12 protein-coding genes and 1 pseudogene are annotated in these 12,721 nt (G+C 70.8%); 1 reads left to right on the top strand and 12 read right to left on the bottom strand.

Going from position 1 to position 12,721, the window contains the following annotated elements:
- The first annotated feature begins 77 nt into the window (after window positions 1–77).
- Window positions 78–512, top strand: a complete 435-nt coding sequence (locus ABZW30_RS08040; protein ID WP_355670188.1) for a hypothetical protein — start codon at window positions 78–80, stop codon at window positions 510–512.
- A 195-nt stretch (window positions 513–707) separates the two neighbouring features.
- On the opposite strand, the gene ABZW30_RS08035 is transcribed toward ABZW30_RS08040, so the two are convergent.
- The 12 genes and pseudogenes from ABZW30_RS08035 to ABZW30_RS07980 all read right to left on the bottom strand — a co-directional run bounded on the left by ABZW30_RS08035 (window position 708) and on the right by ABZW30_RS07980 (window position 11,364).
- Window positions 708–1,112: a hypothetical protein gene (locus ABZW30_RS08035; RefSeq protein ID WP_355670187.1), complete on the bottom strand. Its 405-nt coding sequence runs from the start codon at window positions 1,110–1,112 to the stop codon at window positions 708–710.
- A gap of 68 nt (window positions 1,113–1,180) precedes the next feature.
- Window positions 1,181–1,921 carry a hypothetical protein gene (locus tag ABZW30_RS08030; protein WP_355670186.1) on the bottom strand — a complete coding sequence of 247 codons (741 nt, stop codon included), beginning with the start codon at window positions 1,919–1,921 and terminating at the stop codon, window positions 1,181–1,183.
- 58 nt (window positions 1,922–1,979) lie between these two features.
- On the bottom strand, window positions 1,980–3,197 hold the full coding sequence (locus ABZW30_RS08025; protein WP_355670185.1) for an ATP-grasp domain-containing protein: 1,218 nt from the start codon (window positions 3,195–3,197) through the stop codon (window positions 1,980–1,982).
- Between the two features lie 55 nt (window positions 3,198–3,252).
- On the bottom strand, window positions 3,253–4,587 hold the full coding sequence (locus ABZW30_RS08020) for an MFS transporter (protein ID WP_355670184.1): 1,335 nt from the start codon (window positions 4,585–4,587) through the stop codon (window positions 3,253–3,255).
- A 165-nt stretch (window positions 4,588–4,752) separates the two neighbouring features.
- Window positions 4,753–6,483, bottom strand: coding sequence for a mobilization protein (locus ABZW30_RS08015; RefSeq protein WP_355670183.1), 1,731 nt, complete (start codon window positions 6,481–6,483; stop codon window positions 4,753–4,755).
- Window positions 6,483–6,938, bottom strand: a complete 456-nt coding sequence (gene mobC, locus ABZW30_RS08010; protein ID WP_355670182.1) for a plasmid mobilization relaxosome protein MobC — start codon at window positions 6,936–6,938, stop codon at window positions 6,483–6,485. The genes ABZW30_RS08015 and mobC overlap by 1 nt, the downstream gene beginning before the upstream one ends.
- A 210-nt stretch (window positions 6,939–7,148) precedes the next feature.
- Window positions 7,149–7,370, bottom strand: a complete 222-nt coding sequence (locus ABZW30_RS08005; RefSeq protein ID WP_355670181.1) for a hypothetical protein — start codon at window positions 7,368–7,370, stop codon at window positions 7,149–7,151.
- 73 nt (window positions 7,371–7,443) lie between these two features.
- Window positions 7,444–7,638, bottom strand: a complete 195-nt coding sequence (locus ABZW30_RS08000) for a hypothetical protein (protein ID WP_355670364.1) — start codon at window positions 7,636–7,638, stop codon at window positions 7,444–7,446.
- A gap of 996 nt (window positions 7,639–8,634) precedes the next feature.
- A pseudogene (locus ABZW30_RS07995) lies at window positions 8,635–9,087 on the bottom strand (DUF2637 domain-containing protein); the annotation flags it as partial.
- Window positions 9,084–9,617, bottom strand: a complete 534-nt coding sequence (locus ABZW30_RS07990) for a WhiB family transcriptional regulator (RefSeq protein WP_355670180.1) — start codon at window positions 9,615–9,617, stop codon at window positions 9,084–9,086. The gene ABZW30_RS07990 and the pseudogene ABZW30_RS07995, both read right to left, overlap by 4 nt.
- Window positions 9,618–9,727: 110 nt before the next feature.
- The gene (locus ABZW30_RS07985; protein ID WP_355670179.1) at window positions 9,728–10,405 is read right to left on the bottom strand and encodes an ATP-binding protein; all 678 of its coding nucleotides are present in this window, start codon (window positions 10,403–10,405) and stop codon (window positions 9,728–9,730) included.
- 2 nt (window positions 10,406–10,407) lie between these two features.
- Window positions 10,408–11,364, bottom strand: coding sequence for a hypothetical protein (locus ABZW30_RS07980; RefSeq protein ID WP_355670178.1), 957 nt, complete (start codon window positions 11,362–11,364; stop codon window positions 10,408–10,410).
- Window positions 11,365–12,721: the final 1,357 nt, after the last annotated feature.

The following is a 12,721-nucleotide window of genomic DNA, read 5'->3' as shown; positions in this document are numbered from 1 at the left end:
TGCTCGGATGGCCGTACGGCCGCCCCGGTCACCCCGCGCGCCCATCCACGGCGCGCCTTCATCGTTCAATCCTGGGAGTGTTCTTGGTCCTCGACTGCCTGAGCGTCACCCGCGGCACCCTCGACAACCTCGGCCGGGCCTTCGGCACCGGATACGGCCCGGCCAACGAGAACGGCGAACGCGTGCGCTACAGCGTCCTCGCCTGCTTCGCCCGTCCCGACCGCCGCCGCTTCCTGGTGGCCGTCTCCGGCCTCGATGTCCCCGGCGGCGTCGGCCAGCCGCATCCGCAAACGGGACGCTGGGGCTGGGCCGAAGCCGAAGACTTCGACGATCTCGTCGTGGTCCACCCGGTACGTCGCCCCGACGGGTCAGGGCGGACCTTCTGCCACCACCACGTCGTCTCCTCGCCCTCCCGGCCCGCCTGCCGCTTCTGCCTGGTCCACCCTCCCGTATCGCCGTGCTTCTACTTTTCTCAGTCCCGTTTCTCCCTTCTGGAGGACAGCGAGGTCTGAGCCGGCAGCCGCGCAATGACCGAGGGCCGACCCGCACACAGCGGGCCGGCCCTCGGTCATTGCTGAACTCCCTCTGTGCTGCCCGGGTATGCCGCGAGGGCGCCCGCCGATCCCCCAGGATCCGGCGAGCGCCCTCGCGGCGTACGTGCGGCCCGGCCTCAGCCAGGCGACCAACTCCTTCGGCTCCAGAGCCCGTTAGTCCCAGTAGGTGCCGGCCAGCGTCCCATCGAAGCCCAATCCGGTGACAGCCTGGTCGAAGTCCTCCCAGGCCCGCTCCGGGCCGCCGAAACTGCTCTCGAAGAACTCCAGATCGAGGTCCGGCTCCGGCCACTCATGCGAACAGCGACACCTCACGAAGACCTGGCGGCCGAAATTGAGCAGCAGCCAGTCACGCCCAGCGCCGCACTGCGAGCAGATGATCGGGATCCCCCGAGCATCCAGCGGCGCCGGATGCGGCACCGCACGGATCACCTGCCGGCCGGCCGCCGGCGCGGGGCCGGTCGGCGTGAAGTCGGGGTACTGATAGATCGTTCCGTCAGGCGTGGACTGGGGGCTAGCATCGTAGGAGTTCGGGTCCATGTCGCCCTGCGGCACGCGCATCGCCTCTCATCGTCAGGTGGGAGCTACAAGGCTCTGACGAGGCATTTTATTCCCGAACTCCCGCACCTTCACCCAACTGTGATCTTGGCTGCGGTGCGACCGGTTCGCGCGGGGAAGGTGGCAAAGTGCCGCCGCCACGTCTCGCGGCATTGCTCGTAGTGACGCTGGCCGGTGTCCAGGAGGTGGATGCCGTCCTGGTAGGGCCGGAAGCCGACCGACTCCCACAACGCGGCCAGACGGGCCTTGGCCTTCTGGCGGGCGGCCTGGTCGTGGTCGAGGGCCCGTCCGAGCGGGGCGGGTTCGCACAGTACAGCGCAGCAGCCGGGCGACAGGCGGCGGATCGCCTCGGCTGCGGCGAGGGCTCCCAAGCCGAATCCGCGGTACTGGGGGAGCAGCTGGACGCGTTCCATGATGAGGAGGTCGCCGACCGCGCCTTCGAGGTGGTTTTCGAACGCGCGGGACCAGTTCAGCCCCGGTGCCGCGGTGGTGGCGGGGTCGATGCACGCGGAGACGGCCTTCTCGACGCCGGCGGAGTAGGCGTCGCCGGCCTGCCACGCCGAGTCGCGGGTGTAGTTGCGGACCCGGGCGAAGCTGAGGGTGCCGATCGTCTTGGCGGTGTCGCAGTTCTCGCAGGTGCCCGGGGCGTGGCAGGTCGGGTCGACGATGTAGGCGTCGACGTCGACCGTCCACTCCTCGATGGTGTCGTCGTAGCCGAGCGGGACGGCCGGGTGCTGGAGGTTGTAGTGGAGGGTGATGTCCTCGCCGCCGAATGGCAGTTCGTTGGCGGGGCGGCGCGGGGTGTGGGTCATCTCGGTCCTTGGTCTGCGGCGTGGTGGTTCGCGGGGGTGGCGGCTGCGCGTGCTGGGGCTAGGCGATTTCGACGTCGAGCAGGGCGGTGGCTTCCGTGATGCGCTCTCGGCACTGGTCTCGGTCGTCGCCGGTGACGACGAGGTAGTACAGCCGCAGGTCGCCGGGATCCCCGTTGGTCAAGGTGCCGAGTTCATCGCCGGGTTCGTGCAGCCAGACGAGGCGGTCCAGCCAGGGCAGGCGGGCGAGGTCTTCGCGGGTCTTGGCGCGGATGAGGCGTGCTGGGCGGGGTGCGGTGTGGAAGGCGAGGGTGGCGGTGCGGGCCCAGTTGGGGGTGAGGTCGGGTTCGTGGCCTTGGGCGATGGCGGCTGCGGCGGCCGGCAGGTCGATCCCGGTCGCCTCGAAGACCAGGTGGGGGACGAGGTGGTCGCCCAGGCGTGCGTTCACGTCGATCAGGCGCGGCCCGCTGGCGGTCATGGCGATCTGGACGTGCGTGATGCCGTTGGCGATGCCGAGGGCGTCCAGGGCGGCCTCGGCGAGCGGCGCAACCTGGGCGAGGAGCGGGTCGTCGGCGGTGACGCTGTAGCCAAGGATCGGGAACCAGGGCTGGGGGCTGGTGGTCTTGCGGGCGAGCGCGACCGGGGTGGTGATACCTCGGGCAGTGACGCAGTGCACCGCGATCTCGGGGCCATCCAGGTACTCCTCCACCAGGACACCGCAGCCTTCGCGGCCCTGGTCGAGGGCGTGGCGGGTGGCGTACGCGTACGCGGCGGGCAGTTCGTCGGCGGTTGTGGCTTTGATGACGCCCAGGCCCTCGCGGTGGGCGACCGGCTTGATCACGACGGGGAAGCCGATCCGCTTGGCGGCGGCCTGGGCGCCGGCCAGGGAGGAGGCTCGCTCGGAGGCCGCCTGCGGCAGGCCTGCGGCCGACCAGACGGCCCGGGCGATGGCCTTGTTGCGGCAGGCGACTGCGGTGGCCGAGCTGTTGCCCGGCAGGCCCAGGTCGGCGGCGACGTGTGCGGCGGGCACGAGCAGGCGCTCGTCCCAGGTGAGCACGCCGTCGATGTGGTGGCGCGCGGCAAGGCGCGCGACGGCGGCGCGCAGGTCCTTCAGGTCCAACGGGTCGGCGACCTCGCTGTCGCTCAGGTGAGCCCGCTCCCAGATCGGCCAGTGGGGGGTGATGAGAGCGATCGGGTGCGAGGCGGCTACCTCAGCGAGAAGGTGCTCGCTGTCGGCGCCGGTGGCGGTGTTGAGGACGAGCAGGACACCGTCGGTCATGCGGGAGGAACCTCCAAGAGCGGGGCGGAAGGCGAAGGGGTGATGGGGAAGGCGGTCAGGCGGACTCGGGCAGGGCGGCCGGTTCGAGCGCCGCAGGCTGCTCGGCTTCGAAACCGCTGCGGTGACTCGCCAGCCGGGTGGCGCCGACAGCGGTGGCCACGGTGAGCAGCGCTGCTGTCGCGAGCAGCAGGTGGGGCAGGTTTCGGGCGGGTGTGGCTGCGACCAGCAGGCCGGCCAGTGGGAACGGGAGTCGCTGAATCAGCAGGGTGGCGGCCAGGGTGGCCGCGTAGCGGTCGGTGGGGATGAGGCGGGCGCGGGCGGTGCGCACGGCGACGGTGGCGGCGCCCTCTGCGGAGGTCACGGCAGCGACGGCCAAGGCAAAGGTGCTCAGGGTGCCGGTCTGTGCGGCGGCGGCTGTCGAGACGGCCACCAGCAGGGCGGAGACCAGGGCCACGCGGTACACGCCGAGGCGGTCGACAGCGCGCCGTGCAAGGAGGACAACGGTCAGGGAAGCGGCGGCGGCGATGGCCCACACCAGGCCGACAGCGGCACTGGAGCGGTGCAGGTGCTGGGTGACGGCGATCGGGGTGGCGATCTGGATGACGCCGAAGGCCAAGTTCACTGCGGCGATCACGATGACCAGCCAAAGGAGTGCGTTACGGCGCCACAGGACGCCGAACCCTTGGGCCAGCGCAACCAGCGCGCCTTCCTCAGTGTTGGTGGTGGCCTGGTCGGGGTGTTGCTCGGCGGGCTGGACGAGTGTGACGGTGATGGTCACGGCGGACAGGATGGCAACGACGGCGAGCAGGAGGGCGGGGCCAGCGAGGAGCAGCGCGCCGCCCACCAGGGGGCCGAGCAGGGCGGCCACCTGGTCGATCGCGGTCAGCCGGGACTGCACCCGGCTCACCTGGCCGCCCGCGATCCGGCCGGCCTGGTTTCCGAGGGACTCCGAGGCGAGGAAGCTGGCCTGGGCGGCGATGCCGGCTGCGACGCCGAAGGCGAGGACGGCCACGACGCCTGCGCCCAGCGACAGCCCGGCGAGAGTCAGCACCGCGGCGCCGGCGCGCAGCGTGCTGGCCGCGAAGACGGTGCGCACCGCGCCGTGACGGTCGATCAGTGGTCCGGAGCCGGCGATGGCGCCCAGGCGCGGCAGCCACTCCAGCAGGAACGCCAGTCCCGTCCAGGCCGCCGAGTGGGTCAGGGAAAGGACCATCAGCGGCACGGCGTAGGTGATGACCGCACTGTTGAAGGCGTCGGCGGCGCGGATCAGGTAGCAGCGCACCAGCCAGTCGCGCTGCCGGTGCGGGCGGCGCTGCGCCTGCTCCTCGTGGTTGCTGTCGGCGGGCTCCTGATCGTGGTCGGGGTCGTCGACGAAGGGAAAGACTGACATCAATCTCCGGGCCGGTAGGACAGTTTGGGCAGTGCTGGTGCGCCTGTCGGCGGAGCTTTGGTGGGCGTCCGCCGACAGGCGAGGGGATTCAGCATCCGGATCGAGCGGCCGTTTTAAAACGGCCGCCTCCCGTGCTATAGGCCCCGCCGAGGCCCGTTGTGGCGGCTATCGGCGCGGCCGACGGGCCGCCTCCGAGACGTGGGCAGACGCTGTTGCGGGCGGCGGGACGGGGCCCGTGGCGGGCCGCGACAAGGCCGGTGCGGGCGGTGCGGCCGACAGCTTCGCCAGCCTGCGCACCCGCCAGACCATCACCGCGGTCACCGAGTCCGCGCTGCCCAGCTCCCGCTGCTCCCTTGCCCGTTGCAGGAGTTCGCCGGGGTCGTACCCGGCCGCCTCCGCCTCGGCGAGGGTCGCGGCGAGCGCATCCCAGCCCTCGTCCTCGACCGCCTGCTCGCCTCGATGGACGTGCTCGCGGACGAGAACGGCGTGGCGCTCGCGCACGGCCTCGGGCAGGCTGCGCCCGCGGGCGGCCATCTGGGCCATCGGGCGGGCCGCCACGGTGGCGTACGCCTCGCGCAGCTGGGCCGCCGCCACGCGGGCGGCCTCGGCCTGCTGAGCGTGCCCGCGGGCGGAGTTCCAACGGGCGGCGGCGATGGCGAACAGCACCAGGGTGCACAGCAGCATGGCGGTCACACCGCCGTCCTCACCGCGGCTGGTCGCGAAGCCACTGAACAGCAGCTCGCGGGCGGCCGATCGGACCACGCGGTTGTCGGCCCGCTCCGCACGCACATGGGAGCGCGCTGCCCGCTCAAAGGCCCTGGCCGCTGCTCGCAGTTGTGCCCTCGTGTCGGCCGGGGCCTTGACCACCAGGGCGTCGAGGACCTCACTCACACCGACCAGCTGGGCGGCGCCCTCTTCGTCGTTCCCGCTCTCCAGGACTCTGCCGGCCTCGTCGATGGCAGCTGCGGCGTGGCGGCGGGCGAGTGCGGCCCGCGAGCCGGGAAGGCGCCGGATGCCGTCAGCCGCGCCGTCGTCGTCGAGCGCGGTGGTGTCGGCGGCGCCGCCGGCCAGCCGCTTGCGGATCCTCGGCAACGAGAGGTCCGGTGCCAGCTTCGAGCCTGGGAAGTAGACCGGCTCGCCCGCGGCGTTGCGGTCCAGCGGATCGGCGACCGAGTAGCCGAGCAGGTCCCCGGACGGCGCGATGCGCCTCTTCACCAGCAGGCCGCCTGCCTTCAGGCGTTCGAAGAACTCCTCTTCGTCCTTGACGCCGGCGACCGCCTGCCGGACCTTGTCGCGCAGCTCCAAGCGCACCGGCTCCGCTCGGCCGAGTCTCTCGGCCTTGTACAGCTCGGCGCTGGTCGGTCGCTTCGCGGCTGTGCCGTCGCCCTCCTTGAGCTGGCGCAGGCCCCATTCCTTCTCGATTTTGCGGCACTCGGCCTGGGCCCGGTACGCGTCACCGTTGATCCGGGCGCGAGTCAGGTTGCCGCGGACCGTGGTGGCCATGATGTGGATGTGGTCGTCGGCGTGGCGGACGGCGATCCAGCGGCAGCCGTCCGGATCTCCGTCCTTCGCGATGCCGGTAGCGTGGACGATCCTGCGGGCGACCTCGGCCCACTCCTCGTCGCTCAGGTGCCGGTCGCCGGGGTCCGCCCGCACCGGGCAGTGCCACACGAACCGTTTCGGCTTACGGGAGCCGAGCTGGTTCACCCGCAGCATCAGCGCGCTCTCCAACTGCTTCAGGTTCGCGTGCGGGTCGCGGCCCGGGTCGGGCGCGTAGTTATCCCAGGAGGCGACGATGTGCGGGTCGACGTGTTCGTCTCGCTTGCCGGGGCCGTAAAGGTAGGCGAGGAGGCCGTACGCGTTGGTGCCTTGCTTCTTGCCTATGTCGGGGACCATCAACCGCCCACGAGCTGGTTGGCGGTGCGGTCGACGGCGGCGACCGCCTGGCGGACGGCGGCCAGCACGGCATCCAGCTCTCCGGGACGGGGGTAGCCGCCGGCGTTCAACTGGTGTGCGATCTGGTTGGCGTTGTTGCCGACCCGGGCGAGATGGGCGCGGGCAGCGGCGAGTTCGTCGACTGCGCGATCGAGGCGGTCTTGCGGGTCGTGGTCCGCGCTCAGCCCGCGGGCGGTGCTGAGGGCGCTGGTGGCAATGAACCGGCCGACGGTCATGGCGCGGGCCGAGGCAACGGCGGTGATCTCAGCTTCTTCGGAATCATTCAGACGGACAGTCAGCTTTTTTGTGCGGCTTCGTGCATCGCGATGGCGACGGCGCGGGCTGCGGTCGGGGAACGCGGGCAAGGACGGCGGCGCGTCGGTGGGCGGCGGCGTGATCATGGTCTTCTCCTCCATTTCGTTTCTCCCGGCGCCCCCTGGCGCCAGACAGCCCGAGGACGAGTCGAGCGCCCCCGCTCGACTCGTCCTCGGGTCTCCCTCGCCCCTCGGGGCGAGGGCAAGTGCCTAAGGCGGGCGTAAGCCCGGCTTAGGCGATAGCTTGCTCCGCGTGTGCGCGGCAACCGGTCAGCCCCCAACCGGCTGATCAGGGGCCCGACTTCGGTCACATCAGGCTGCGGCCTCCAACTCGAGGCGGACGTCCAGCAGCACGTCCATCGCGTACTCCAGCGCCTCCAGCGGCGTCTCCAGGACGAAGCGCGGTCCCCGTGCCGTGCGGCGCACCAGCCAGCTGCCGTCGCTGGCGCCTTCGGCGCTGTGGAGCAGGCCCTGGTCGCGCATGAGGCTCATCAGCGCGTCGGTGTGCGGGATGGCGGGCGTGTTACGGGTCAATTTGGTTCCCTTTTAGGCGATTTCAGTGGATTGCGGGCGGGCTTCTACGCCCGGTTGTCAGTTGTTCGTGCCGTCACCGGCGGGTCGGCGGAGGTTTGGCCTCGGCTTCCCTCAGCACCGCCAGGAGCTGTCCAAGCGCCTGGTTGTTGATGCCGACCCCCTCCGTCTTGAGGTGCGCGCGCAGAACCTCGCGGGTAACCCGGCCCTGCGCGTCCGCTGCGGTCTTGCGGGCGATGGGCAGAAGCCGGTTGAGCTCCTGGTCCGACAATGAGCGCTTCCCACCCTGGCCGGGACGGTCCCTATCGGAGGCCCGCGGGACGGTCCCTGCGGACCGGTCCGTCCCGGTCCCCAGCGTGGTCCCGGTCCCCCGTCCGAAACGGTCCCCACTGGCGGTTCGCGGGACGGTCCCCGTCCCCGGCGGCGAATGGGTCCCCGCAGCGGACCTGGTCCCCGGGGCGGTCCCGGTCGTCTGCCCGGCCCCGGGGACGGTCCCGGCTCCGGGACCGCCCTGCGCGGAATGGTTCCCGCCTGGTGTGCCGGTCCCTGTCCCCGGCAGTGCGGTGCTGTTCCCCGGAACAGCCGCGGTCCCTTGCCCCGTAGTGGGAGGCGGCGGAGTTCCTCCGGCTCCGGGGACGGTCCCCGGTTTGGTGCTGCTCGCGGTCCCAGTCCGGCCAGGGTCGGGGATTGGGGACGGTCCCGTCCCGGTCCCCGGGGTCACCGGGGTGCCCGCCTGGTGCCCTCCGGTCGGCCCGGGGACGGTCCCGGGGACGGTCGGTCGGGCAGCTGAGCTGGTCGGTGGGAGCGAGACGGTCCCGGGAGACGAGCCGGTCCCCGGCGCTGCCAGGGGGATGGTCCCCGGAGGCGAAGCGGTCCCCGTCCCCGGAGGCGGAGCGGTCCCCGTTCCCGGAGGCGGAGGTTGGCCCCCGACGGGGAGCGGAAGCGGTGTCGCTGGCGGGACCGTCCCCGCCCCTACCTGTGACCCGGTCGCGGTCCCGGTCCCCGGCGACCCGTTGGCATGTACCGTCGTCGGCATGGTCCCCACCGTCCCCGGTGCGGTCGCAGCCGTCGCGTGCGGTCCCGGGGACGGCAGTATGTTCAGCTGCGCCGGTGCGGTTCGTTCCTGGGCCTGGTCCTGGTCCCGTGTCTCCGTCCGGACCTTGGTCAAGGTCTGGTCCCGGCTGGTCCCCGGCGTCCTACTGCGGCGCCACCAGCGTGTCCGTCCCGCGTCTCGATCGGCCGCATGCTCCGCTCCGGTCTGTGTCGGCTCGTCCCGGTCCTGCCGTCCGGAGGCGTGGCGCGCCATGAGGATGTAGAGGTGGACCGCCCCTCCGAGGGCGAGTGGCGCCAGGGTCGACAGGAAGCCGACTGCGGTGTTGGTCAGCCGCAGTCCCTGCGTGGGGCCGGTTTGTTCGTTGAGCCGAACCGCGTGCAGGGCGTTGGCCCAGATGCTGGTCGCGGTCGAGGCGCCGAACAGTCCCCAGGTGTAGGCGCGGGCGGTGAACGGGGCGGTGCGCATGACGAGCAGGGCCCGGACGCCGTAGGCGATGAAGCCGTCGATCACCACGGGGAACAGGTAGGTAAGGGGTCCTCGGATGTGCATCGCCACGGCCATCTGCTGCAGCGCGTCGTAGGACAGGACCGCGCCGACCGCGCCCAGGACGCCGATGGCCGCGGCGTCCCAGCCGGAGATCTGACGTTCAGTGTCGTGCTGGCTCAAGCGGCCACCGCCACCGGGGCGGTGAGCCGTTCGGCGATCCGTCGTTCCTCGGGGTAGGCGTGCGGGTTGGCAAGCCTGTCACGGACCTTGCGCATCCGTTCCAGGGCGTACTTGCGCCCGATGCCGAGGACGGGGGCCCAGGTGTGGGCGGGGATGTCGGCGAGTTCGGCGACCGCGATGACCGAGTCGCGCTCCCGGGTGGACAGGTGCACGTACACGCCGGCCAGGGCGGCGAGGATGCGCTGGTCCTCGCGGCGGATCTTGTCGTCCTTCTCGTGGTCCGGCTCGCGTTCGGCTTCGGTCAGGCCGCCGCGCACGCCGTGGCGGTCGCCGCGTTCCAGCGCGTCGGTGAGGCACGCGTTGGCCACGGGGCAGGTGGCGCAGACGCGCTTGGCCTCGGCGATGTGGTCCAGGCTGCGCGGCAGCGGGTAGAACACATCGGGGTCGGGGTGGCCGGCGCAGGCTGCGCGGGTGATCCAGGCCGGGTCGGGCATCCGGTTGCGGGCAGGGGTCAGCTCGATGACGGTCACGGTGAGGCTTTCGTGTCGTCCTGCGGGCACGGCGACGAGGCGGCTCTCGCAGGGCTGGAGTTGGGGAAGGTTGAGTCGGCCGCGCAGATGGCGCGGTCGTGCCGGGTCGGTCAGGCGGCCGGCGGGCGGCGGCGGTCGTCGCCGGTCAGCAGGACTCGGCGGCACATCTCGCGCAAGCGGGATGCGACGCGGTCCCCGACGGCCTGGCGAAGGTCGGCGGTGGCCAGGTTGCTTGTTACCAGGGTCGGCAGGCGGTGCACGTAACGGTGGTTGACCAGCCGCCAGGTGAGTTCCTCGGTCCACTCGGAGGCTTTGCCGGCGCCCAGGTCGTCCAGGAGCAGCAGCGGGACGCGGGTCAGTTCCTGGAACTGCTTCTCGCCGTCGAAGCCGGGCCGCGGTCGCATGAGGGCGTGCAGGTCGGCGCTGGTGGTGGCCTGCCAGCGCAGGCGCACCCCCTCGGCGAGCAGGAGTCGAATTGCGCCGTACGCCTGGTAGGTCTTGCCGGTGCCGGTCGGGCCGACCAGCAGCAGGGAGTCGGCCTGGGCTATGCCCGGCTGGCCGGCTGGTCCTCGGCGGGCGGCCCGCTTGACCTCGTCCACCCAGGCGACGACCTGCGGGTGATCGGCCAGGGCTTCCTGGTAGCGGACCGGGATGCGGGCGGCGGCCATCTCCAGGCCCAGCAGCCGCTCCTGCGGGTCCGGGGTCACTGCGGCCAGGCGGTCCGGGTCAATGTTGCGCCGCGTGAGGATCCGGCGCAGAACGCCTTCGACGCGCGTGGGGTCTGCCATGGTCACAGCTCCTCGGCGTAGGCGTCAGCGTTGGGGTTGGTCCAGCCCTTGTGGCGGCCGGGACCGGCGGGCTGGGCGGACTTAGTGAGGCGGCCAGTAGCGGCGGCGTGCACCAAGCTGGGCAGCAGGGTCGGGCCCATGCCTGGCAACTTCGCGAACTCCCGCAGGCCCTCGCGGATGTGCTCCTCGGCGAAACCCTCCTCGACGAGAGCCTTGATCTCCTTGCCGATCCGGGCGACCTCGTTGCGCGGCGGCTGCGGGTTGAACCAGCTCTTGTACTCGGCGATCAGCTGGCTGGTGGAGTTGGGCGCGGCGCAGCCGCCCCCGTTAGGGGTAGATCCAGGATCCTGGATCCTGGATCCAGGGCTGAGCGGCTCCGGAGCGCTTCGGAGAATTTCCGCAGAAACGTCCTGACCTGGGCTTTTCTCCTTCTTCGGGGCGGGTGTGCCGTTCGGAGGGTCCGGCTGCGTCGGAGTGCTGCCACACGGTGCGGTCGTGGGGGCGGTGGGGGTCGTGTCAGTGTCGGAGAGTGTTTCTGCAGCCCGTCGGAAGTTCTCCGGAGCCGGGGCGATGCAGTGGTCCTCGTCCTTGCATCCGCCGCACTCCAGATCGGCGTGGTGCTCGGGGCAGGCCGGCAGGCGGCTGTCGGTCCTGTTGGAGATCTTCTGGTGCTGGAGCCACGTGACGGGGTGCAGGTAGCGCTTGCCGTCGCAACCGACGTACCGGCAGATCAAGCCCTCGGCGGCAAGCTCCCGCAGGTCGTCCTCGACACCGGCAAGGGTCTGCTCGGTGCGAGTGACCCACAGCCGGCCGTAGATGACCCGGGCGTCGTCGCGAAACCTGCCGCGGTCGTCCACCAGGCTGAAGATCCCGCAGAAGGTCCGTTCGGCGGTCAGGCTGACGCGAGAGAGGGAGTCACTGGTGAAGAACTCGGGCTTCACCGTCCGGATGCGCGCCACGTCAGGCCGCCAGCGGAGCGTTGACGGCGGTCACCGCGACGAGGCGGCCGGTGACCACGTCGAGCTCCTGAGTGCGCCGCCAGTCCGCCTGGGGAAAGGTGCACACGATCCAGCGTCCGAACGCCCGTTGTGTCCTCAGGGTGAGCGGAAGGTATGCGCCGGCACTGAAGGCCCGGACGTACGGCTTTCCGAACGCCGGAACGGTAACGCGTATCACGCGGGCACCGGGGGCCATCGGCCGCAGGCACGCGGCGACTACAGCCTCGCCTGCGGCTGTACGCAGAGGCGTAGACATGTAACACTCCTCTATAGCTAGGAGCAGGCTGGCCTCGCTCGACCAAAAGTTCAGCCGACCTGCTTCGTGTGTTCTCACGCCTTCCAGGGCGTGCACAACCTGGCGTCTGGGAGTTCCAGCTCCCAGACGCCGTTGTTGTTTTCTGGCCCTGGCGGCGACCATCTCGGGGATATTTCTTCGCGGCTCCTGTCCCTGCACGCCTGTGACGAGTGGGCGCAGGTCCATCCGATCAGCCAGCCGGCCGTTCACCAAAAAATGGCAGCCGCCCGCGGGTAACGATCCGGCAACGCTCGCGCACCTCAGATTCTCGATCCGGACGGCCCGCCGCCAGGGTGCCGCATGGGGCAGCTACGCATAATATTGAAACCAAAACTGACCCCCCGTCACCTCTTTCGGCCACATCCAGTGGCGCGAAACTGACTCTATGTGCCCCATTGGGAGTCGGTCAAACAATTCAGAGTATCTACGCGAGTAGCAATTTCATTTCCCGCCACGCGGGAAATGATCATGGTGGCAGCAATTCCAATTTCCCGCCACACGGGAAATGATCAAGGTCGAACCGGGCGCGCTGACATGGACACGCGCAAATTGTGCGACCTCTGACCTGCGAAGCTACCCGTCTGTTCGACTGATCCCCAGTGATTCCGGCGGCTACTCCCGGCGCACCTCCCCCCTGTCGAGGCGGGGAAATCATCCGCGGCGCCAGCTCGGGCACTTCGGCGGGCATATCCGGGTCGCCGGTAGATTGCATTTCCCTCGGGAAATGCTGCGGATCGCAATTCGTCCCCTTGAGCCCAGGGCTTCGCTTGCGGTGGCGGAATCAGCGGCCAGAGTTCAACGACAACATCCTGGCGACTCTGGCCCGTGATCGGGCGCGAGGAAGTGCGCCCGGCCGGCCAGCGCATGGACCGCGACGGGAGTGGCTACACGGCTACTCGGCGATACGGAAAAGCCGTGTTGTGGGGGGGGGGCCCCCCCCCCCCCCCCAACCCCGGGGGGGCGGGTAAAAGCGCCCGGGAGCAACACCCCCCGGGAAGTGTGGGGGGGGGGGGCGGGGGTTGC

The organism is Kitasatospora sp. NPDC004669 (assembly GCF_040609455.1).
In the GTDB taxonomy this organism is placed as follows: domain Bacteria; phylum Actinomycetota; class Actinomycetes; order Streptomycetales; family Streptomycetaceae; genus Kitasatospora.
Note: the sequence above shows the minus strand (reverse complement) of the source record. Positions and strands in the feature narration are given on the sequence as shown.